This window comes from Streptomyces sp. GL_140 (assembly GCF_057834465.1).
The window spans coordinates 1963075-1983276 of sequence record NZ_CM174404.1; the positions used below are offsets into that span (position 1 = coordinate 1963075).

20 protein-coding genes and 1 pseudogene are annotated in these 20202 nt (G+C 73.3%); 6 read left to right on the forward strand and 15 right to left on the reverse strand.

Translation table 11 applies throughout. The features are described from left to right. Positions 1 to 262 precede the first annotated feature (262 nt). Positions 263 to 1378 (reverse strand): glycosyltransferase family 39 protein, encoded by a 1116-nt coding sequence (locus AC3IYJ_RS09140; protein ID WP_489400816.1) that lies wholly within the window; start codon positions 1376 to 1378, stop codon positions 263 to 265. Between the two features lie 233 nt (positions 1379 to 1611). Between AC3IYJ_RS09140 and AC3IYJ_RS09145 the strand changes: the two genes are divergently transcribed. After that, a complete protein-coding gene (locus tag AC3IYJ_RS09145) occupies positions 1612 to 3333 on the forward strand; it encodes an MFS transporter (protein WP_489400817.1) in 1722 nt (573 codons plus the stop codon). A 10-nt stretch (positions 3334 to 3343) separates the two neighbouring features. Here AC3IYJ_RS09145 and AC3IYJ_RS09150 read toward each other — a convergent pair whose 3' ends face one another. Next, positions 3344 to 4009, reverse strand: coding sequence for a LysM peptidoglycan-binding domain-containing protein (locus AC3IYJ_RS09150; protein WP_489400818.1), 666 nt, complete (start codon positions 4007 to 4009; stop codon positions 3344 to 3346). Between the two features lie 296 nt (positions 4010 to 4305). Between AC3IYJ_RS09150 and AC3IYJ_RS09155 the strand changes: the two genes are divergently transcribed. Next, entirely contained in the window at positions 4306 to 5094 is a 789-nt protein-coding gene (locus AC3IYJ_RS09155) for a hypothetical protein (RefSeq protein WP_489400819.1), read from the forward strand. A gap of 206 nt (positions 5095 to 5300) precedes the next feature. Next, a complete protein-coding gene (locus AC3IYJ_RS09160; RefSeq protein WP_489400820.1) occupies positions 5301 to 5789 on the forward strand; it encodes a hypothetical protein in 489 nt (162 codons plus the stop codon). A 40-nt stretch (positions 5790 to 5829) separates the two neighbouring features. Here AC3IYJ_RS09160 and der read toward each other — a convergent pair whose 3' ends face one another. From der to AC3IYJ_RS09185, 5 genes are all read right to left on the reverse strand, one after another. Beyond that, positions 5830 to 7290, reverse strand: coding sequence for a ribosome biogenesis GTPase Der (gene der, locus AC3IYJ_RS09165; protein ID WP_489400821.1), 1461 nt, complete (start codon positions 7288 to 7290; stop codon positions 5830 to 5832). 75 nt (positions 7291 to 7365) lie between these two features. Next, positions 7366 to 7953: a lysophospholipid acyltransferase family protein gene (locus AC3IYJ_RS09170; RefSeq protein WP_489402752.1), complete on the reverse strand. Its 588-nt coding sequence runs from the start codon at positions 7951 to 7953 to the stop codon at positions 7366 to 7368. A gap of 56 nt (positions 7954 to 8009) precedes the next feature. Beyond that, positions 8010 to 8717 (reverse strand): (d)CMP kinase, encoded by a 708-nt coding sequence (gene cmk / locus AC3IYJ_RS09175; RefSeq protein ID WP_489400822.1) that lies wholly within the window; start codon positions 8715 to 8717, stop codon positions 8010 to 8012. A gap of 105 nt (positions 8718 to 8822) precedes the next feature. Beyond that, on the reverse strand, positions 8823 to 9911 hold the full coding sequence (locus AC3IYJ_RS09180) for a prephenate dehydrogenase (RefSeq protein WP_489400823.1): 1089 nt from the start codon (positions 9909 to 9911) through the stop codon (positions 8823 to 8825). Positions 9912 to 10050: 139 nt separating this feature from the next. After that, positions 10051 to 10506, reverse strand: coding sequence for a YidB family protein (locus AC3IYJ_RS09185; protein ID WP_489400824.1), 456 nt, complete (start codon positions 10504 to 10506; stop codon positions 10051 to 10053). 161 nt (positions 10507 to 10667) lie between these two features. On the opposite strand from AC3IYJ_RS09185, the gene AC3IYJ_RS09190 reads away from it, so the two are divergent. The 3 genes from AC3IYJ_RS09190 to AC3IYJ_RS09200 all read left to right on the forward strand — a co-directional run bounded on the left by AC3IYJ_RS09190 (position 10668) and on the right by AC3IYJ_RS09200 (position 12324). Then, positions 10668 to 11009: a DUF952 domain-containing protein gene (locus AC3IYJ_RS09190; protein ID WP_489400825.1), complete on the forward strand. Its 342-nt coding sequence runs from the start codon at positions 10668 to 10670 to the stop codon at positions 11007 to 11009. An 87-nt stretch (positions 11010 to 11096) separates the two neighbouring features. Next, a complete protein-coding gene (locus tag AC3IYJ_RS09195; protein WP_489400826.1) occupies positions 11097 to 11573 on the forward strand; it encodes a Rieske (2Fe-2S) protein in 477 nt (158 codons plus the stop codon). Positions 11574 to 11601: 28 nt separating this feature from the next. Further along, positions 11602 to 12324, forward strand: coding sequence for a nucleotidyltransferase domain-containing protein (locus AC3IYJ_RS09200; RefSeq protein WP_489400827.1), 723 nt, complete (start codon positions 11602 to 11604; stop codon positions 12322 to 12324). 7 nt (positions 12325 to 12331) lie between these two features. Here the strand turns inward: AC3IYJ_RS09200 and AC3IYJ_RS09205 are convergent. The 8 genes and pseudogenes from AC3IYJ_RS09205 to AC3IYJ_RS09240 all read right to left on the reverse strand — a co-directional run bounded on the left by AC3IYJ_RS09205 (position 12332) and on the right by AC3IYJ_RS09240 (position 20017). Then, positions 12332 to 13120 (reverse strand): annotated as a pseudogene (locus tag AC3IYJ_RS09205) (nucleotidyltransferase domain-containing protein). Between the two features lie 3 nt (positions 13121 to 13123). Further along, positions 13124 to 14143 (reverse strand): ADP-ribosylglycohydrolase family protein, encoded by a 1020-nt coding sequence (locus tag AC3IYJ_RS09210; protein ID WP_489400828.1) that lies wholly within the window; start codon positions 14141 to 14143, stop codon positions 13124 to 13126. Next, positions 14140 to 14895, reverse strand: a complete 756-nt coding sequence (locus AC3IYJ_RS09215) for an NUDIX hydrolase (RefSeq protein WP_489400829.1) — start codon at positions 14893 to 14895, stop codon at positions 14140 to 14142. Before AC3IYJ_RS09215 ends, AC3IYJ_RS09210 begins: the two co-directional genes overlap by 4 nt. Continuing rightward, positions 14892 to 16031 carry an AAA family ATPase gene (locus tag AC3IYJ_RS09220; protein ID WP_489400830.1) on the reverse strand — a complete coding sequence of 380 codons (1140 nt, stop codon included), beginning with the start codon at positions 16029 to 16031 and terminating at the stop codon, positions 14892 to 14894. The genes AC3IYJ_RS09215 and AC3IYJ_RS09220 overlap by 4 nt, the downstream gene beginning before the upstream one ends. Then, the gene (pnuC, locus tag AC3IYJ_RS09225) at positions 16028 to 16636 is read right to left on the reverse strand and encodes a nicotinamide riboside transporter PnuC (protein WP_489400831.1); all 609 of its coding nucleotides are present in this window, start codon (positions 16634 to 16636) and stop codon (positions 16028 to 16030) included. The genes AC3IYJ_RS09220 and pnuC overlap by 4 nt, the downstream gene beginning before the upstream one ends. A 119-nt stretch (positions 16637 to 16755) precedes the next feature. Continuing rightward, on the reverse strand, positions 16756 to 18282 hold the full coding sequence (locus tag AC3IYJ_RS09230; RefSeq protein WP_489400832.1) for a pseudouridine synthase: 1527 nt from the start codon (positions 18280 to 18282) through the stop codon (positions 16756 to 16758). Beyond that, positions 18282 to 18947 carry an SMC-Scp complex subunit ScpB gene (gene scpB / locus AC3IYJ_RS09235; protein WP_489400833.1) on the reverse strand — a complete coding sequence of 222 codons (666 nt, stop codon included), beginning with the start codon at positions 18945 to 18947 and terminating at the stop codon, positions 18282 to 18284. The genes AC3IYJ_RS09230 and scpB overlap by 1 nt, the downstream gene beginning before the upstream one ends. Further along, complete coding sequence (locus AC3IYJ_RS09240) at positions 18944 to 20017, reverse strand: segregation and condensation protein A (RefSeq protein ID WP_489400834.1); 1074 nt, start codon at positions 20015 to 20017, stop codon at positions 18944 to 18946. Before AC3IYJ_RS09240 ends, scpB begins: the two co-directional genes overlap by 4 nt. Positions 20018 to 20202 lie beyond the last annotated feature (185 nt).

The following is a 20202-nucleotide window of genomic DNA, read 5'->3' on the forward strand; positions in this document are numbered from 1 at the left end:
CAATCGACGTTACCGCGCGCCGATGGGCGGCCCGGTCGAATCGCGGGCTTTGTGATGACCATGTGATGTGGAGTTGGTCTCACGCGGACTTAATTCCCGCCATTAGGCCTTTGATCGGAGAGCTGCCGGTCCCTTGGCCCGGCCATTTCCTCTCACACTTATCCGGGTTTTATCGACACGGCTCAATTGCTTTGCTCAAAGATGGAACGGAATGCTCCATTCCGTGATGTTGAGCCCGTACGGCCGCTCGCCGCGCCGCTCTCTACGGAGGGCCGGAGCCGTTCAGCCAGAAAGCCCCGTACCCCGCCGATACGACCGCCAGCGCGCCCAGAGCCGCGGCCGCCCGGCCCGGCCGCCACCCGGCCAGCGCCGCCGCCGGCGGGAACACCAGCGGGAAGGCGGGCAGCAGCAGCCGGGGCTTGGAGCCGAAGTATCCGGAGGCACACAGCGCCAGCGCCACCACGATCCCGCCGTACACGAGCAGCGGAAGCGGCTGCCGCTGCCGTACGCAGAGCCCGTACAGCCACAGCACCAGCACGACCCCGGCGATCAGGCCGACCCCGGCGAGGAAGGCGGAGGAGGCCAGGCGGGCGCCGATGAAGCGGGCGAAGGCCCAGCCGCCGTCGAAGCCGTTGCCCCAGCCTCCCTGCACGTCCAGGTATCCGGTCGGGCCGCCGCCGGTCCGCGCGCCGACCCACAGGACGTACCCGGCCGCGCCCAGCGGAGCCAGCAGGGCCCCCGCCACCGCCCGCCCGGAGCCCTCCCCGCGGCGCCGGGCCGAGGCCGCGGCCACCCAGACCGCCGCGACCACCGCGGCCCCGACCGGGCGGGTCAGCCCCGCTCCGGCCGCGAGCAGACCGGCGGTGAGCCAGTGGCCGCGCAGGGCCCCGTAGAGACTCCAGGCGGCCAGCGCGGTGAACAGCGACTCGCTGTACGCCATCGACTGCACGATCCCCACGGGCAGCGCGGCCCAGAGCCCGACGGCGAGCACCCCGGCCCGGCGGCCGTGGAGCAGGTCGGCCACCGCGAAGATCCCCCAGGCGGCGGCGAGCCCGGCGAGCGCCGACACCACCAGGCCCGCGGACCCGTGGCCGAGGCCGGTGACGGCCGAGACCAGCCGCTCCAGCCAGGGCAGCAGCGGGAAGAAGGCCAGGTTGGAGTGGACGTCCCCGTTGGGGAGGGCCACCTCGTACCCGTACCCGTCGGCAGCGATGCGGGCGTACCAGAGGGAGTCCCAGCGCGCCGAGAGGAGCGTGTGGGCGCTGCTGCCGGCCACCGCCCCCCACACCGCGAGCACCGTCAGCCCCAGCAGCCGGACCGCCGCGAAGACGGCGAGGGCGGGCGCGGCCCGGCGAAATCCAAGATCCTTCACGGGCATGATTATCGATGGCGCGGCCCGGTGCGGGCGGGGGTGCGCGGCGAGTGGCACACACCACACTGCGGCCGACGGCGGGATGAGAGCTTGACCACGTGTCCCAGAGCCGAACTCGCGTACGCTGACTCTTCACTCGCGTGTCGACGCCGGACCCCGTAGGACGCCACCTTCACCCCCTGTGGCTCCGAGAAGACGCTGGTCCGCCGAGTGCGAGGGATCACCTGGGAGGTACATGCATGTCGGGGACGAACGTGACCACCGGCGACAGGAACCCTTCCCCCCGGCAGCTGTTGCGGCGACTCGGCGCGGCCTCCGGCGGGGCCAGCCGCTGGGCGGTGCTCGCGGTCCTGTGCGTCAGCCTGGTCCTCGTCGCGCTCGACGCGACGATCCTGCACGTGGCCGTCCCCTCCGTCACCGAAGACCTGCGGCCCGGCTCGATCGAGCTCCTGTGGATCGTCGATGCCTACCCGCTGGTGTGCGCCTCCCTGCTGATCCTCTTCGGCACCCTCGGCGACCGCATCGGCCGCCGCCGCGTCCTCCTCCTCGGCTACGGGCTGTTCGGCGTGGCCTCGGCCGTCGCCTCCCTCGCCGACAACGCCCAGGTCCTCATCGCCGCCCGCGCCCTGCTCGGCGTCGGCGGCGCGATGATCATGCCGGCCACCCTGTCGATCCTGCGCCAGGTCTTCCCCGACCGCCGCGAGCGGGCCCTGGCCATCGGCATCTGGACCGCCGTCGCCGCCGTCGGCGCGGCGAGCGGGCCGGTCCTCGGAGGCTTCCTCGTCCAGCACTTCTGGTGGGGTTCGGTCTTCCTCATCAACATCCCGCTGATGATCCTGCTCCTGCCCCTGGGCCGGTGGCTGCTGCCCGAGTCGAAGGGCACCTGCGACGGGCCCTGGGACGTGCTCGGCGCGCTGATGGCCGCCGGCGGCGTCCTCGGCGCGGTCCTCGGGGTCAAGCGGTTCGGCGCGGAGCGGCAGATCGCCGACCTCGAAGCACTGGTTCCACTGCTGCTCGGCGCGGCACTGCTGGCGGCTTTCGTGCGTCGGCAGAAGCGGCGCGAGCACCCGCTGATCGACATGCGGATGTTCTCGCGCCCCGCCTTCACCACCTCGGTCGGCTGCATCGTGCTGGCCATGCTCGCGCTGGTCGGGCTGGAGCTGATCGCCGTCCAGTACCTCCAGCTGGTGCTGCACCTGAGCCCGCTGGAGACCGGGTTGCGACTGCTGCCGCTCACCTTCGCCGCGATGGCGGCGGGCGCGACCGGCTCCTACACGCTGGCCCGGACCGGGCCGCGCCGGATGGTCTCCCTGGGCTTCGTGCTGACCGCCTTCGCGGTGCTGCTGCTGACCCTCATGGGCCAGCACGACCGGCCGGTGCTGCTCACCGTCGGTTTCGTCCTGCTCGGCTTCGGCCTGCAGACCACGCTCTTCGCCGCCTACGAGTCGATGCTCAGCGAGGCCCCGGCGGCCACCGCCGGCGGCGCGGCCTCGATCGGCGAGACCTCGTACCAGCTGGGCGCGGGCATGGGCATCGCGCTGCTCGGCAGCGTGATGAACGCGGCGTACGCACCCGGGCTGACCGGGGTGCCGGGGGTTTCCGCGACGCAGTCCGCCGACGCGGCGCACTCGCTGGGCGAGGCGTACCAGATCGCGGCGCACCTCGGCGGAGCGGCGGGGGACTCCCTGTACGCGGCCGCCCGGCAGTCCTTCGTCCACGGGCTGCACGTGACGCTGGTGGTCAGCGCCGCCCTGCTGCTGGCGGGTGCGCTGATGGCCCTGAAGCTCCCGCGCACGATGGAGTGCGCGGACCCCGAGGCCGCCGAGCAGGAACGGGGCCCGGTACGGGTCCCCGCGCAGCCGGGACCCGAGGCGTCGGCCCCGGCCTCCGGGGGCACCGGTGCCCGCATCCCGGCGCAGCCCTCGGGCACCGTCGACCCGGCGGTCGGCCGCCCGGCCTGAGCCGGCGCGCTCAGGCCTTCGGCGCCGCCGGGGCCTGAACCGGAGTCTGAGCCGGGGCCTGGACCGGAGCCCCTGGGGGTACCGACGGCGCCGGGGCGACCGGCGCGTGAGCCGCCCGGGGCAGGGTCAGCAGAACGCCGATCCGCAGGACCTCCGGGCGCGGGCCGATCAGCGCCCGGTTCGCCTCGTACAGCGCCTGCCAGCCGCCCTTCACCCGGTGGCGCCGCGCGATCCCCGTCAGCGTGTCCCCGCTCCGCACCACGTGCATCCGCCCCGACAGCCCGTACCGCGTGGCGCACACCGGCCACGCCTCCCAGCCCTGGGTCCCCAGCAGCTCCTCCGCGACGCGGATCTGCTGCTCCCGCGTCGCCAGGTCGGCCCTCCGGGCGAACAGCAGGCCCCCGTGCTCCTCCCACGTCGGCTGCCAGAACTGCAGGCCCCCGTAGAAACCGTTCCCCGTGTTGACCGCCCAGCGGCCCCCGCTCTCGCAGTCGGCCACGCAGTCCCAGGGCCACTTCCCCCCGGGTCCGCAGTCCACCGACCGGCCGTGCGCGCCCGGTGCGGGCGGCGGCGGCGCGGCCGCGGCGGCCGCCTCCGGCAGCGGGAAGAACGCAGGAGCGAGCACGAGCACCAGCGCGGCGGCACGGACGGCGGCCGGGATCCCCAAGTTGCGCATCGCGTCACGCTACGCAGCCCCGGACCGGGGCCCGCACCCGCCACACCGCGCCCCGGCCGCCGCCACCCGCTCGGCCCCGCCCGGCCCGCCGCCGAAACGATCCACACCGGCCACCAACTGCGCACAACAGGAAAACAGTTGGAACGAAAAGAACGCCCCGGTCGGACCGTTCACTCCTTCGGGGGTCCGGTTCGATTCCGTTCCCTCAAACGGCGTGACCCCGGCCACCACTCCCCCGTTGAGCCCGGCGAGCCGGAACCCCCCGGCCCCGCACGCCTAGTCCGAGGAGCCACCCCGTGCCGCGCATGCTCGAAGTCAGTGATGAGGTACGTGCCGAGATCGGCGACGAGGAGGCCGAGCGGCTGCTCGCCGGTGACGGGTCCCCCGGCAGTTACGACTGCACGTCCTGCCGCACCCCCGGCGACTCCGAGCGCGAGCAGACCAGCACCGTGCTGTTCGTCGGCGACGAGACCGCCGTCCTCGCCTTCGCCCACGCGGGCTGCATCCCCTCCCAGGTGGTCTCGGTCCCCGAGGCCCACCTCCAGGGTGCCGTCCGCTCCATCACCGGCGACAGCCCCTCCGCCCCCGCCGGCGACGTACCGCAGTCCGTGCCCGGCGGCCAGGCCGTCCTCGGCATCACCAGCGGACTGATCCTGATCAACGGGGAACTGCACCCCGCCCTGGTCGTGGAGCCCACCGCGCCCATCGCCCGCCCCGGCACCACCGGTCCCGGCGACGACTTCCTCCCGCTCCTCATCGAGCAGGGCTTCGTCCCGGTCACCGACACCGACGAGCTGCCGTCGGCGCTGAACGGCTGGTCGATCCTGCTCGCCGCCGGCCAGCTGCACTCCGTCCTGCAGCCCGGCCAGATCGCCTGGTGGCAGGCGCACAAGCCGCTGTCGGTCACCGACGGCTGGCGGGCCGCGGTCAACAAGACCCAGCGCGTCCTGGTCTACGCCGCCCCGGTCGACTCCATCGGCCAGCAGCCCCGCGAGGACCTGCTCCGCGCCGCCCTGGACAAGGCCGCCGCGAACGGCAAGCTGGTGGCCGCCTCGATGCCGCTGGCGGGCACCCCGGGCGCCTGATCGGCAGAACCTCCCCCGAACCGCCGTCCGCCCCCCAGGGGGCCGGGCGGCATGCGCCGGGGGTGCGCGGTCCGTCCCGCGCACCCCCGGCGATCTGCGTTTTCCGCCCCGTGACCCCGCATCCGTGGGCCGCCCGTTTCGTTGGCTGATACGTGCATTCCTACGATGTCTCCCGCGCCCCGTCCTATCCGAGCAGCGTCCCCCCGATGCGCCCCGCACGGGAGCTGGAGAGCGCTCCGGCCGCCTCGCACACCCCGATCTACGACCTGCTGTACTCGGAGTACCTGCGCGCCTTCCGGACCCTGCCCGGCGACCGCACGGGCGAGGAGGACCTCGGCTTCACGGCGTTCTCCTACGGCGGCTCGTACGCGGGCACCGACGCGGCCCCGTACCCCGGCGCAGCCCCGTACCCGGGCACGTACGGGAGCACGTACGGGAGCGGCTACGGCGGCTCCCACGGCAGCGCCTACGACGGTTCCCACGCCGCCGCCCAGGGCAGCGGCTGGAACGGTTCCTCATGGCAGCAGACGGACGTCTGGCAGCCCGCCCACGCCCCGCAGCAGCCCCAGCCCCAGCCGCAGTTCTCGTACGCCGGCTCGGGCTCCGTCTCCGGGTACACGAGCGGGCGGCAGCACCAGACCGGGATGCAGCACATCCCGGCGGCCCTGCCGCCCGCTCCTCGCCGGGGCTTCTAGGGAAACCTCGCCCAGCCCCGGCGGCCCTGCACCGGTTCCACTACATCTTGCGCTTGTGCTGGGCGCCGCGCTTCTCGCGCACCCGGACCGAGATGTGGATCGGGGTTCCCTCGAAGCCGAACTCCTCGCGCAGGCGGCGCTCGATGAATCGGCGGTAGCCGTGCTCCAGGAAGCCCGAGGCGAAGAGGACGAACCGCGGCGGCTTGCTGCCCGCCTGGGTGCCGAACAGGATGCGCGGCTGCTTGCCACCGCGGATCGGGTGCGGGTGACCGGCGACGACCTCGCCGAGGAAGGCGTTCAGCCGACCGGTGGGGATACGGGTCTCCCAGCCGGCGAGCGCGGTCTCGATGGCCGGGACCAGCTTCTCCATGTGGCGGCCGGTGAGCGCCGAGACGTTCACCCGCGGCGCCCAGGCGACCTGCTGCATCTCGGTCTCGATCTCGCGCTCGAGGTAGTAGCGGCGCTCCTCGTCGAGCCCGTCCCACTTGTTGTACGCGATCACGATCGCTCGCCCGGCCTCGACGGCCATGGTGATGATGCGCTGGTCCTGGACGCTGATGTTCTCGGTCGTGTCGATCAGGATGACCGCGACCTCGGCCTTCTCCACGGCCGCGGCCGTACGCAGGGAGGCGTAGTAGTCGGCGCCCTGCTGGAGGTGGACCTTCTTGCGGATACCGGCGGTGTCGATGAACTTCCAGACGACCCCGCCGAGCTGGATCAGCTCGTCGACCGGGTCGCGGGTGGTGCCGGCCATCTCGTTGACGACGACCCGGTCCTCCTTGGCGACCTTGTTCAGGAGGGAGGACTTGCCGACGTTCGGGCGGCCGATGAGGGCGATCCGGCGCGGACCGCCGACTGCGGTGCCGAAGCTCTGCTCGGGCGCCTCGGGCAGGGCCTCCAGGACGGCGTCCAGCATGTCACCGGTGCCGCGGCCGTGCAGGGAGGAGACCGGGTGCGGGTAGCCGAGGCCGAGCGACCACAGGGACGCCGCGTCGGACTCGCCGCTCTGCCCGTCGACCTTGTTGGCGCACAGGACGACGGGCTTGCCCGCCTTGCGCAGCAGCCGGACGACGGCCTCGTCGGTGTCGGTGGCGCCGACCTTGGCGTCCACGACGAAGACGACCGCGTCGGCGGCCTCGATGGCGTACTCGGCCTGGGCGGCGACCGAGGCGTCGATGCCGAGGACGTCCTGCTCCCAGCCGCCGGTGTCGACGACCTTGAAACGGCGGCCGGCCCACTCGGCCTCGTAGGTGACTCGGTCGCGGGTGACGCCGGGCTTGTCCTCGACGACCGCTTCGCGGCGGCCGATGATCCGGTTGACCAGGGTCGACTTGCCGACGTTCGGCCGGCCGACGACGGCGAGGACGGGCAGCGGGCCGTGGCCGGCTTCCTCGAGCGCGCCTTCGACGTCCTCGATGTCGAAGCCCTCTTCCGCGGCGAGCTCCATGAACTCCGCGTACTCGGCGTCGCCAAGTGCTCCGTGGTCGTGCTGGTCGTTCATGAAGTCCGTTCCTCGTCGTTCGTGGTGATCGGTGGCACCCGCGCAGCGCGGTTCCACTACTAGGTCAAGTCTCGCTCAGCGCCCGGTGAGGCGCTTGGCATCGGCCAGGTGGGCGGTCAGCCGGTCCTGGATGCGTACGGTGGCCTGGTCCAGCGCGGTACGGGTACGGCGGCCACTGCCGTCCCCGGCGTCGAAGGCATCGCCGAAGACGATGTCGACCCTGCTCTTGAGGGGTGGCAGCGCCTTGACGACGCGGCCGCGCCGCTCGGTGCTGCCCAGTACGGCGACCGGGACGATGGGCGCCCCGCCGCGGACCGCGAAGTACGCGAGGCCCGCGCGCAGCGAGGCGAAATCTCCCTCGCCCCGGGTGCCCTCGGGGAAGATCCCCAGGGCCCCGCCGTTCTCCAGCACGCCCAGCGCGCGGCTTATCGCGCCCCGGTCGGCGCCGGAGCGGTCAACCTTCACCTGCCCGATCCCTTCGAGGAAGGGGCCGAGCGGGCCGACGTACGCCTCCTTCTTGATCAGGAAGTGCAGCGGCCGGGGGGCCGTGCCCATGACCATGGGGCCGTCGATGTTGTGGGAGTGGTTGACGGCCAGGATGACGGGGCCGGATGCGGGGACCTTCCAGGCCCCCAGCACGCGCGGCTTCCACAGGCCGTACATGAGACCGATGCCGATCCGCCGGCCGACCGCCGCACCCTTGAGGGAGGGCGTATCGCTCACTTGCGCCCCGCCCTCTTCTCCTCCACCAGGGTAACCACGCACTCGATCACCTGGTCGAGGGTGAGCTCGGTGGTGTCCACCTCGACGGCGTCGCCGGCCATGGCCAGCGGGGAGGTCTTGCGGCCCGAGTCCGCGGCGTCGCGCTTGATCAGCGCTTCCTTGGTCGCCGCGAGGTCCGTGGCCTCCTTGCCGCGCAGCTCGCCGCTGCGGCGGGCCGCGCGGGCCTCGGCCGAGGCGGTCAGGAAGATCTTCAGATCGGCGGCGGGCAGCACGGTGGTGCCGATGTCCCGGCCCTCGACGACGATCCCCTCGGCCTCGTCGGCCGCCTGGGCGGCGATGGAGCGCTGGAGCTCTGTGATCAGGGTGCGCACCTCGGGGACGGCGCTCACGGAGCTGACCTTCGAGGTGACCTCCTGGGTCCGGATCGGGCCGGAGGCGTCCAGGCCGTCCACCGTGATGGTGGGGGCGGACGGGTTGGTGCCGGACACGATGACGGGCTTGGCCGCCGCGATGGCGACGGCCTGCGGGTCGTCGGTGTCGACACCGTTGGTGATCATCCACCAGGTGATGGCCCGGTACTGGGCACCGGTGTCCAGGTAGCGCAGCCCGAGCTTGGCGGCCACGGCCTTGGAAGTGCTGGACTTGCCCGTGCCGGAGGGACCGTCGATGGCGACGATCACGGCGGACGGAGCTACGGTTTCCACGGTGCGGGCACCTTCCTGGTTGCGCGTACGTGTCCGGGCGCGCCAATAGCGCCCCTCCTCCAGGTTACCGGGCTTTTCGCCGCCGCCCGCCGGACGGGCGCCCGGCTACTGCTGGCGCAGCGCCCAGCCGCGGTCGCGCAGGTCCGCCGCCAGGCCGGCCGCCGCCCGCGGTTCCACCATCAGCTGCACCAGACCCGCCTGCTGGCCCGTCGCGTGCTCGATCCGCACGTCCTCGATGTTGACCCCGGCCCGCCCGGCGTCGGCGAAGATCCGCGCCAGCTCGCCCGGCTGGTCGGAGATGAACACGGCCACCGTCTCGTAGGCCGCGGGCGCCGCGCCGTGCTTGCCCGGTACCCGGACCCGGCCGGCGTTGCCGCGCCGCAGTACGTCCTCGATGCCGGCCGCGCCGTCGCGCCGCTTTTCCTCGTCGGCCGACTGCAGGCCCCGTAGGGCTTCCACGGTCTCCTCCAGGTCGGCGGCGATGCCGGCCAGGACGTCCGCGACGGGTCCCGGGTTCGCCGAGAGGATCTCCACCCACATCCGCGGGTCGGAGGCCGCGATCCGCGTCACGTCCCGTATGCCCTGTCCGCACAGGCGCACGGCCGTCTCGTCGGCTTCCTCCAGCCGGGCCGCGACCATGCTGGAGACCAGCTGCGGGGTGTGCGAGACCAGTGCGACGGCGCGGTCGTGGGCGTCGGCGTCCATGACCACCGGGACGGCCCGGCACAGGGCAACCAGCTCCAGCGCCAGGTTCAGCACCTCGTGGTCGGTCTCCCGGGCCGGCGTCAGCACCCACGGGCGGCCCTCGAAGAGGTCCGCCGTCGCCGCGAGCGGTCCGGACTGCTCCTTGCCCGCCATCGGGTGCGTGCCGATGTACGCCTTCGTGTCCACGCCGAGCGCGTCCAGCTCGCGGCGCGGGCCGCCCTTGACGCTGGCCACGTCCACGTAGGCGCGGGCCAGGTCCCGGCCGATCGCGTCGGCGAGGGCGGCGGCCACGTGGGCCGGCGGCACGGCGATGATCGCGAGGTCGGCCCGGCCCTCGCAGGGCTCCTCCGAACCGGCGCCGAGCGAGGCGGCGGTACGGACGTTGGCGGCGTCGCGGTCGATCAGGTGGACGGCGATCCCGCGGGCGGCGAGGGCGAGGGCCGCGGAGGTGCCGATCAGTCCGGTTCCGATGACGACGGCGGTTCTCACGGGCGCTCCAGGGAGAGGTAGGGGCAAGATCGGGACGGTGGCGGCGGTGCCTCCCTCAGGGTAGCCAGCCGGGACGCGCGAGGGCCCGGCCGTCCGTCCGGTGGGACGGAGTGCCGGGCCCTCTCCTGAACCGACTGCCCTACAGGTTCTGCTGCTTGATGATGTCCTCGAGCGAGCCGGAGGGCAGCGAGCCGGTCGGGCTCAGCTTGTCCACGGCCTGCGGCAGCGCGTGCGCGATCTGGGCGGCCGCGTCCTCGGGGCTGACGCCCGCCTGCTCGGCGACCTTCTGCAGGGTCCCGTCCGGCAGGGCCTCGGCGATCTGGGCGCCGCTGACCGGCTGGTTCTCTCCCGTGCCGACCCAGGACCGGGCCTGGTCCACCAGACCCGACTTGGTCAGCATGTCCATGAGGCCGCCGAGCGGGTTGTTCGCGCCGCCGCCGGCCGCCTGGGCTCCGCCACCGCCGCCCATGAGCGTGCCGAGCAGCGCGCCGAGGATGTTGCCACCGCCACCCGCGCCGCCGCCTCCCTGTCCGCCGCCGCCGCTGCCGCCGCCGAGGAGGCCGCCGAGAAGGGAACCGAGGTCATTACCCGCCATGGTGCTGCCTTTCGAAGAGGGACCGCGGCGCGCGGAACGAGGCGCACCCGGCTTCGAGATACGGACAATGTCGCCCAGAGCGGGCGGGTCCGCCACTTGGCGCAGAGCGGGGCGCGGGACGGGACGCGGGACGGGGCGGCCGCTGCGGTAGAACGATCGGCATGATCTTCCACCTCGTGCCGCTCGCCGACTGGACCGCCGAGCCCGCGCTCCCGTACGCCCCCGCCTCGCTCGACTCCGAGGGCTTCGTCCACTGTTCGGCCGACCCGCGGACGGCGCTCGCGATCGCTTCCTCGCACTACGCGGACGTACCGGGCACCCTGCTGGCCCTGGAACTCGACGAATCGGCCCTGACCTCGGAGGTCCGCCGGGAGGGTGAATCGGGGGCCCTCTACCCGCACGTCCACGGTCCACTGAACCGGGACGCCGTGGTCCACGTGTGGCAGGTCGTACGCACACCCGGTTCCCCGGCCGCGCTCGTCCCCTGGCGGCCGGAGAACTGACCGGGCGAGAGCGTGGCGGGGTTTCCCGAACCCCGTTCACACGCCAGGATGCCTCTCGCCATCCCGTGGATCACCCGAGGAGAACTCATGAGCGACCCCAGCCTCACCGCCCGGCGCACCGTCCTGGCGGCGGGCGCGACCGTCCTGGCGGGCGGCGTGCTCACCGCATGCGCAGGATCCGACGACGCGACGAAGCCGAAGGCCGAGGGCGGCAGCTCGCCCTCCGCGCCGTCCCCGGAGGCCTCGGCGCCCGCCTCGGCTCCGGCCGGCGGGGGCAAGTCCCTGGTCAAGGCCGCCGACGTACCGGTCGGCGGCGGCACGGTCCTCAAGGACCAGAAGCTGGTCGTCACCCAGCCGACGGCCGGTTCCTTCCGGTGTTTCACGGCCGTGTGCACGCACCAGGGGTGCCTCGTGAACAAGGTGGAGGCCGGCACCATCGACTGCCCGTGCCACGGCAGCAAGTTCCAGGTCGCGGACGGGGCGGTGGCGCACGGCCCGGCCACCCGGCCGCTGGCGGAGCAGAAGATCGTGGTCTCCCCGGCGGGCGAAATCTCCCTCGCCTAGCGGTGACCGGTCCCCCTAGGGTCGGGGGATGAACGACAAGCCGACGCCCGAGCCGCTCGAACTCACCCTGGTCAGGGACCACACGGTCTACGCGTGCGTGATGGGTTCGAGGGCGTTCGGCCTGGCGACGGAGGCGAGCGACACCGACCGGCGCGGTGTCTACCTCGCCCCGACCCCGCTCTTCTGGCGCTTCGAGAAGCCGCCGACGCACGTGGAGGGGCCGCGGGACGAGGAGTTCTCCTGGGAGCTGGAGCGCTTCTGCGAGCTCGCCCTGCGCGCCAACCCGAACATCCTGGAGTGCCTGCACTCCCCACTCGTGGAAGAACTCACCCCGGTCGGGGAGGAACTCCTCTCCCTGCGCGGGGCGTTCCTCTCCCGACGGGCCCACACCACCTTCAGCCGGTACGCGGCCACCCAGCGCGGCAAACTCCTCGCGGACCTCCGCAACCAGGGCGCCCCGCGCTGGAAGCACGCCATGCACCTGCTGCGCCTGCTCCTGTCCTGCCGCGACCTGCTGCGCACGGGCCGCCTGGTGATCGACGCGGGCCCGCACCGCGACCGCCTCCTCGCGGTCCGCCGCGGCGAGTTCACCTGGGACGAGGTCGACGCCTGGATGATCCGCCTGATGGAGGAATCGGAGTCCGCGCTCACCACGACCCCCCTCCCCGAGGACCCGGACCTCCCCCGCGTGGCGGACTTCCTCCTGCGCAGCCGCCGCGCGTCGGCCCTCGACCGGATCGGCCAGGGCTAGGCCAGGGCTAGGCGCTCGTCCGGGCCGTCTCCGCCGGGAGCGCGGCCGGCGCCCGGTGCCGTACGACGAACTCGTCGAGGGCGTCGAACGCGGTCGCGTGCTCCGGCAGCACCGAGCGCTCCCGCGCCTGCACCAGCACCTCCTGCAGGGCCTCGAAGTCCCGCTCCACCCGTCCCTCGTCGAGCCCCACGGCCGCCCCGTGCTCGGCCTCGACCTTGGCCTCGATGAGCCCCGCCAGGTACCCGGGAGCCTCCGGGACCTCGCCCAGCAGCGTCGGCAGGTGGGCCTGGACCTGCGCCGAGCGCATCAGGTGGATCCCGGTGAGCAGCGCCCGGAACGTGTACAGCAGCGGCTTGAGCTCGGCCGTCCTGCCGAAGAGCCGTCACTGGGTCTTCGCGAAGCCCTGGTAGTGGTGGGCGTGGTGCGAGGTCAGGACCCCGGGAGCCAGCGAGACCAGCTCCTGGTGCGCCGGGGTGGTGTGCGCCACCAGCGGGGACAGCAGCTGTTCCAGGACGTAGCCGTTGCGGTTCAGCATCAGCCGGACGAACTTGCGCACGTCGTGCGTGACCAGGTCCATCTCGGTGCCGTCCCGGAACCACATCCGGCTGCGGGTCTCCTCGGGGTCGCGCAGGCCCAGCAGGTCCGCCGCCGGCAGCAGGTGGGCTCCGCGCAGGTCGATGTCGGAGTCCCGGGAGGGGAATCCGTACAGGTGGGCGCCCGAGACCGTCGCGAAGAGCAGCGGGTCGGGCTGCTCCTCGACGACGGACGTCAGGTCGAAACTCAGTGCATCCAGCATGGATCAAGCATCCCAGAGTGCGCCGAAGGCCAGCAGCTCGTCCCGGTACTCGATGCGGCCCTCCCAGTCGCGGGGCCAGACGTCGGCCCCCAGGTGGGCGCCCGCGAAGGCGCCGGCCAGGCAGGCGATGGAGTCGGAGTCCCCCGAGGTGCAGGCCGCGCGGCGCAGGGCCAGTAGGGGTTCCTCCGGGAAGAGCAGGAAGCACTGGAGGGCGGTGGCCAGGGCCTCTTCCGCGATCCAGCCCTCGCCCGTGGTCAGGCAGGGGTCCGTTTCCGGGGACGGGTCCCGCAGTGCGGCGGCCAGCCGGTCCAGGACGCCCAGGCACTCGTCCCAGCCCCTTGCGATGAAGGACTCCGCCGAGGCGTCGCTGGAGGTGCGCGTCCACAGGTCGCCGAGCCAGCGCTCGTGGTAGCGGGTGCGGTTCTCCAGCGCGTAGGAGCGCAGCAGACCGACCAGGCCGGTCGGTTCGGTGCCCTGCGCCAGCAGGTACACGGCCCGCGCCGTCAGGTCGGAGGCGGCCAGCGCCGTCGGGTGGCCGTGGGTGAGGCCGGACTGGAGCTGGGCCGCGCCGGCCCGCTCCTCGTCCGTCCAGCCGGGCACCAGCCCGGCCGGTGCCACCCGCATGTTCGCGCCGCAGCCCTTGGAGCCGATCTGGCTGGCGTCGCGCCAGTCCCGCTCGGGGAGGTTCAGGAGGTTGCAGGCCTTCAGGCAGGTGTTGCCCGGGGCCCGGTTGTTCTCCGGGGAGTGGTACCAGTCCACGAACTCCTCGCGGACCGGGCGGGCCAGGCGCAGCGGTCCGACCGGGCCGCGGTCCGTCGCGGTCCGTATGCCCCGGGCGAAGGCCAGGGTCATCTGCGTGTCGTCCGTGACGATCGCCGGGCGGGGCAGGCTCATCTGCCGCCACGGGCCGGTCTTCGCGAGGATCCCGGGTACGTCGTTGAACTCGGTGGGGAAGCCGAGCGCGTCCCCCAGGGCCAGGCCGATCATGGCGCCCGTCGCCGCTCGCTTCGCGGTCCTGGTCATCGTGTGGGTCCTTCCGTGGGGCGGAGCAGGGGCGGGTGCAGGGCCGTCGCGGGTCCGGGCCGGTAGAGCGCGGCCGGTTTGCCGCGGCCCCCGGTGAGCCGGGCGGCTCCGGGCACGGCCTCGACGAAGCCGGGCGTGGCCAGCACCTTGCGGCGGAAGTTGGGCCGGTCCAGGGCGGTGTCCCAGACGGTCTCGTAGACGGCCTGGAGCTCGCCGAGGGTGAATTCGGGCGGGCAGAAGGCGGTGGCCAGGCAGCTGTACTCCAGCTTCGAGCCCACCCGGGAACGGGCGTCCGCCAGGATCCCGGCGTGGTCGAAGGCCAGTGCGGAGCCCGCGCCGGACGCCTCCCCCACCGGAACCCAGCGGGCGCGGTCGGCGTCCCCGCCGCCGCCCGCCGCCGGTTCCGGCAGGTCGGGGACCAGGGCCGTGAAGGCCACCGAGACCACCCGCATCCGGGGGTCGCGGTCCGGTTCGCTGTAGGTGCGCAGCTGGTCCAGGCGCAGCGCGGCGACCAGCTCCGCCGACAGGCCGGTCTCCTCGGCCAGTTCGCGCCGGGCGGCCGTCTCGGCGGATTCCCGGGGCAGTACGAAGCCGCCGGGGAGCGCCCAGGCGCCGGCGTACGGTTCCTGGCCGCGGCGGATCAGCAGGACGTGCAGCAGTCCGCCGCGCACGGTGAAGACGGCCAGGTCCACGGTCACCGCGAACGGCTCGAAGGCGTACGGGTCGTAGCCGGGAACGGCGGCCGCGCTCATCGGCTGTCCTCCCGTGCGCGCTCGGGCAGGGGGTCGGCGAAGTGCCAGCCCTCGCCGAGCAGTTCGTCCACGGCCGCCACGGCCGTCGCCAGCCGCGTCTCCCGGTCCCCGCTCACCACCAGGAAGCGCTGTCCGGTCCGCTCCAGCTCCTCCCGGAACCGCCGGGTCATCCACGGCCGCAGCTGCGGTCCGTCGCGCAGCCCGTCGTCCTCGAAGGGCACGTCCGCGTGGTCGGTGAGCAGGTACAGGTCCCGGCGGGTCCGGGCGGCGATCCGCTCGACCTCCTCGCTGCGCCCGCCCATGTAGCGCTCGTGCCAGATGCCGGTGGCCAGGGAGTCGGTGTCGCAGAAGAGGACCGGCGACCCCAGCCGGGCCGCGCGCTCCTCCGCCTCGTCCTGGCGCCGCGCGATCACCGGGAACTCCTGCGAGGTGAAGCTCACGTCGGCCCAGGTCGCCGCCGGGTCCGCCGCGCGGGCCGCGGCGAGCCGCTCCTCGCTGTAGCGCCGGCCGTACTCCTCGACCCAGCCCGTCTTGGCCCAGACCCCGCCGCGCCGCCGCCAGTGTTCCGCCAGCGCCCGCGAGAGGGTGGTCGTGCCGGTCGACTCGGCGCCGAGGACGACGATCCGCCGGGTCAGTGCGGCCCGTACGGCGGGTCCCAGGAACTCCCAGTTCCCGGCCGGGTCCGCCCGTACCGCCGTTCCGGACACCGGGAAGAGGGTCCGGTCCCGGTCCACGCAGACCTCCTCGGCCCCGAACCGCCGGGCGAGCTCGGTCCCGTACTCCTCCGAGGTGAAGATGGCGTCGATCCGGTGGCCCACGGCGCGCCGGAAGATCGCCATGTGCGCCTCCCAGACCGCCGGGTCGTGCAGGTCGACCGGGATGTCGTCGACCGCGCCGACGACCTCGGCTCCCGGGTGCGCCTCGCGCATCCAGGCGACCCGGTCGGCGAGCGGCACCGATTCCACCGAGGCGGCGCAGACGAGCACGGTCAGGCGCTCGCACTGGTCCTGGGCGGTGCGCACCAGGTGGTGGTGGCCGGCGTGCGGCGGATAGAACTTGCCGAGGACCAGGCCACGCTTGTGGAGGGGCTCGCCGTGGCGGGTCTCGCCGTCGACGGGCTGGTCGCGGCGCCTCATGCCTTCGCCTCCAGGACCTCGCGGGTGCCGCGTGCTGGGAGCGCCCGGCGCCAGCCGAGCAGTCCGGCCACGCACAGGGCGAGGAAGACCACGTAGAGCAGGGAGGTCAGGTACAGCCCCTTGTAGACGTACAGGGGGATGTAGACGAGGTCGGCCGCGATCCACAGCCACCAGGATTCGACGAGCTTGCGGCACTGCCCGTAGGTGGCCGCGAGCGAGAGCCCGGTGGCGAGCGCGTCCCAGAACGGGACGGTGGAGTCGGTGGCGCGGCCCAGCAGGAGCGTCAGCCCGAACACCCCCACCGCCCCCGCCACGGCCAGCCAGGCCCATTCGGCGGCCGTGGTGCGGCGCACCGGCAGGGCTTCGGCGGTTCCTGGTCCACCCCCGTGGGTCCAGGACCACCAGCCGTACGCGGCGAGGGCGATGAAGACGATCTGCAGCCCGGCGTCGGCGTAGAGGCCGGACCGGTCGAAGAGCACGAGGAAGAAGACGTTGTTGGCGATGCCGATCGGCCAGTTGGCGATGTGCTGCCGGGCGACCAGCAGGACGCACAGGGCCCCTGTGACGAATCCGAGGATCTCGGTCCAGCTCGTTTGCCACCCCATGACAGCCCCACTCCCTTTATAGTCAGGTTGACTATAAAGGCCTGCGGGGGCCCCGCACAAGCAGAAAAACCCGCGACGCCCGAAGGCGTCGCGGGTTTCCGGTGGTGCGGGGGTGGGCCTTACAGGCCGACCTCGCGCATGAGCATGCCGACCTCGGTGTTGGTCAGGCGGCGCAGCCAGCCGGACTTCTGGTCGCCGAGCTCGATCGGGCCGAAGGCGGTCCGGACGAGCTTCTCGACCGGGAAGCCGGCCTCCGCCATCATGCGGCGGACGATGTGCTTGCGGCCCTCGTGGAGGGTCACCTCGACCAGGTAGTTCTTGCCGAGCTGGTCGACGACACGGAAGTGGTCGGCGCGGGCGTACCCGTCCTCCAGCTCGATGCCGTCCTTGAGGCGCTTGCCGATCTCGCGCGGCAGCGGGCCGGTGATCGCGGCGACGTAGGTCTTCTTCACGCCGTACTTCGGGTGCGTGAGGCGGTGGGCCAGCTCACCGTGGTTGGTGAGCAGGATGATGCCCTCGGTCTCGGTGTCGAGCCGGCCGACGTGGAAGAGACGCGTCTCACGGTTGGTGACGTAGTCGCCGAGGCACTGGCGGCCGTCGGGGTCCTCCATGGTGGAGACGACGCCGGCCGGCTTGTTCAGCGCGAAGAACAGGTACGACTGGGTGGCGACGGTCAGGCCGTCCACCTTGATCTCGTCGGACGGCTTGACCCGCTTGCCCTGCTCCAGCACGATCTCGCCGTTGACCTCGACGCGGGCCTGCTCGATGAGCTCCTCGCACGCACGGCGCGAACCCATGCCGGCGCGGGCGAGCACCTTCTGCAGACGCTCACCCTCCTCCTCGGCACCCGGGAAGGTCTTCGGGGTCTTGATCACGGGCTTGTCGGCGTACCGGTCGCGCACGCGCTCCTCGATCCGCGCCTCCAGCTCGCGCGGCTTGGACTGGCCGCTGCGGGAGCCGGGGCCGATGCGCGGGCCGCCCGCCCCGCCGATGCCGGGGGTCCGGGAGACCTTGGGGCCGCCCTTGGCGCCACCGCGGGCCGCCGCGCCGCGCGCACCGCCACCGCGGTTGCCGTCGGCCGCGCCGCGGGCACCGCCGCCACCGGCCTTGGCACCGCCGCGGCCGTTGCGCTCTCCCTCGGGGCCTACGTCGTAGCGACGCTCCTCGGGACGGGGGTTGCGGATGCGGGGGGCCTGCTCGCGGTCACGGTCACGCGAGCCGGAGCCACCCTGGTAGCCGCCGCCCTGGTAGCCGCCACCGCTGGAGCTGCCGCCGCTGCGGTAGCCGCCGGAGGAGCTGCCGCCGGTGCTGCCACCGCGCGAGCCGCCACCCTGGTAACCGCCGCCGCTGGAGCTGCCGCCACGCGAGCCGCCGCCCTGGTAGCCACCACCGGAGCTGCCGCCACGGGAGCCGCCGCCCTGGTAGCCACCGCCCGAGCTGCCGCCACGGGAGCCGCCGCCCTGGTAGCCACCGCCCGAGCTGCCGCCGCGCGAGCCACCGCCCGAGCCGCTGCCACCGCCGGAGCCGCTACCGCGGTAGCCACCGCCGCCACCGCTGGAGCTGCCGCCGCGGGAGCCACCGCGCGCGCCGCCACCACCGCCGCCGCTGTTCCTGTTGCCGCCACCGTTGCCGTTGCTGCTTCGCATCAAAGTTCCGTCGTCTTGTCGTCTTCATCGGTATCCGGTGCATCCGGATCGAACGACGGAACACCCTCTTGCGTCTCGGCTTCGATCGCGTCCGCCTCGGGGAGGAAGGGCGCGAGCTCCGGGAGCTCGTCCAGGCCACGCAGGCCCATCCGCTCCAGAAAGTAGTTCGTCGTCCTGTACAGGATCGCACCTGTTTCGGGTTCCGTCCCCGCCTCCTCCACCAGACCCCGCTGGAGGAGGGTGCGCATGACCCCGTCGCAGTTGACTCCGCGGACCGCCGAAACCCGCGACCGGCTGACCGGCTGGCGGTACGCGACGACGGCCATGGTCTCCAGGGCCGCCTGGGTGAGGCGGGCCTGCTGACCGTCCAGTACGAAGGCCTCGACCGCCGGCGCGAAGGTCCCGCGGCTGTAGAACCGCCAGCCCCCGGCGACCAGCCGGAGCTCGAATCCGCGGCCCTGGATCTCGTACTCGTCCACGAGCTCGCGCAGTGCTTCCGCGACCTCCCTGGGGCTCCGCTCCAGCACTTTGGCGAGGTGCGCCTCGGTCGCCGGCTCGTCCACGACCATGAGGACGGCCTCCAGGGCCGGCTTCAGGGCCAGCCCGGCCACCTCGCCGCCCGACGCCGGACGCGCCTGGGCGCCGCCGCTCGTTTCCGCGATCACTCCTGGACCTCCACGATCCGGTCGAACTCGTCCGTCACCTTCGGCATGCCGTCCCCGTCCCCGCCGCTCCAGCGCACGGTGAGCGTGTTCAGGGCCTCCTCCTGGTCCAGGACCACCGCCTTCTCCCGGTAGAGCTCCAGGAGGGCCAGGAAGCGCGCGACCACGGTGAGGGTGTCGGCGGCGTCCTCCGTGAGCTCCTGGAAGGTGGCCTCGCCGCGCGCCTTGAGCAGCGCCACGACCAGCCCGGCCTGCTCCCGCACGCTCACGAGCGGTGCGTGGATGTGGTCGACGTAGACCTGTGGTGCGGCCCGCGGCTGCATGGCCTTGACGGCGAGGCGGGCCAGCCCCTCGCCGCCGATGCCGATGACCACCTCGGGGAGCAGTTCGGCGAGGCGGGCCTCCAGGGCGACGGTCCGCGGGTACCGCTTCCCCTCGCTCTCGGCCCGCTCCTGGAAGATCTCGGCGATCCGCTTGTACGCCCGGTACTGGAGCAGCCGCGCGAAGAGCAGGTCCCGGGCCTCGAGCAGCGCGAGGTCGGCCTCGTCCTCGACCTCGGCGACGGGCAGCAGCCGGGCGGCCTTCAGGTCGAGCAGGGTGGCGGCGACGACCAGGAACTCGGTGGTCTGGTCGAGGTCCCAGTCGGGCCCCATCGCCCGGATGTGCGCCATGAACTCGTCGGTGACCTGCGAGAGCGCCACCTCGGTGACGTCGAGCTTGTGCCGGGAGATGAGCTGCAGGAGCAGATCGAAGGGCCCCTCGAAGTTGGCGAGCCGCAGCGTGAACCGCCCGTCGCCTCCGGACCCGGCCTCGGGCTCCGGCGCCCGGCCGTCCCCCTCGGGCCCTGCGGGCGCCCCGTCGGCCGCCTCGGCCGCCTCGGCCGCCCCGACGTCCTCCGGGGCCGCACCGGGCCCGTACGGGGCCTCTGCGGGCTCTACAGGCTCTACGGGGCCCACGGAGCCGCCCGGGGCCGCCACGGAGCCCGCGGCCGCCTCCTCCACCGCTACGGGGGCACCCGGGCCGCGGCCCAGCCGGCGGCGGGACGGGTGGCCGGGTTCGTCTGGAGAGGGCATCGCGGTCCAGGGTGGTACGGAAGGGAACGGCCGGTCGGGCCGGGGCCGGGGGGCCCGTGCCCAAGGCTCCCACGCGCGGCAGTCGCCCCGGCGCGGGGACCCGCCAGGGCGGACCTGGCGGGACCACGGGCGGTGGGGCCTCGGGCGGCGGTGGCCGGGACCCCACCCAGGCGTCGACGGACGGA

Coding starts and splice junctions, on each gene's coding strand:
- AC3IYJ_RS09150 (WP_489400818.1), bottom strand. CDS start 4,009: ATGCGCAACTTGGGGATCCCGGCCGCCGTCCGTGCCGCCGCGCTGGTG.
- AC3IYJ_RS09170 (WP_489402752.1), bottom strand. CDS start 7,953: ATGTACGGCCTGTGGAAGCCGCGCGTGCTGGGGGCCTGGAAGGTCCCC.
- AC3IYJ_RS09190 (WP_489400825.1), top strand. CDS start 10,668: ATGATCTTCCACCTCGTGCCGCTCGCCGACTGGACCGCCGAGCCCGCG.
- der (WP_489400821.1), bottom strand. CDS start 7,290: ATGAACGACCAGCACGACCACGGAGCACTTGGCGACGCCGAGTACGCG.
- AC3IYJ_RS09160 (WP_489400820.1), top strand. CDS start 5,301: ATGCGCCCCGCACGGGAGCTGGAGAGCGCTCCGGCCGCCTCGCACACC.
- AC3IYJ_RS09240 (WP_489400834.1), bottom strand. CDS start 20,017: ATGCCCTCTCCAGACGAACCCGGCCACCCGTCCCGCCGCCGGCTGGGC.
- AC3IYJ_RS09230 (WP_489400832.1), bottom strand. CDS start 18,282: ATGCGAAGCAGCAACGGCAACGGTGGCGGCAACAGGAACAGCGGCGGC.
- AC3IYJ_RS09210 (WP_489400828.1), bottom strand. CDS start 14,143: ATGACCAGGACCGCGAAGCGAGCGGCGACGGGCGCCATGATCGGCCTG.
- pnuC (WP_489400831.1), bottom strand. CDS start 16,636: ATGGGGTGGCAAACGAGCTGGACCGAGATCCTCGGATTCGTCACAGGG.
- AC3IYJ_RS09185 (WP_489400824.1), bottom strand. CDS start 10,506: ATGGCGGGTAATGACCTCGGTTCCCTTCTCGGCGGCCTCCTCGGCGGC.
- AC3IYJ_RS09195 (WP_489400826.1), top strand. CDS start 11,097: ATGAGCGACCCCAGCCTCACCGCCCGGCGCACCGTCCTGGCGGCGGGC.
- AC3IYJ_RS09140 (WP_489400816.1), bottom strand. CDS start 1,378: ATGCCCGTGAAGGATCTTGGATTTCGCCGGGCCGCGCCCGCCCTCGCC.
- AC3IYJ_RS09145 (WP_489400817.1), top strand. CDS start 1,612: ATGTCGGGGACGAACGTGACCACCGGCGACAGGAACCCTTCCCCCCGG.
- AC3IYJ_RS09220 (WP_489400830.1), bottom strand. CDS start 16,031: ATGAGGCGCCGCGACCAGCCCGTCGACGGCGAGACCCGCCACGGCGAG.
- AC3IYJ_RS09200 (WP_489400827.1), top strand. CDS start 11,602: ATGAACGACAAGCCGACGCCCGAGCCGCTCGAACTCACCCTGGTCAGG.
- AC3IYJ_RS09215 (WP_489400829.1), bottom strand. CDS start 14,895: ATGAGCGCGGCCGCCGTTCCCGGCTACGACCCGTACGCCTTCGAGCCG.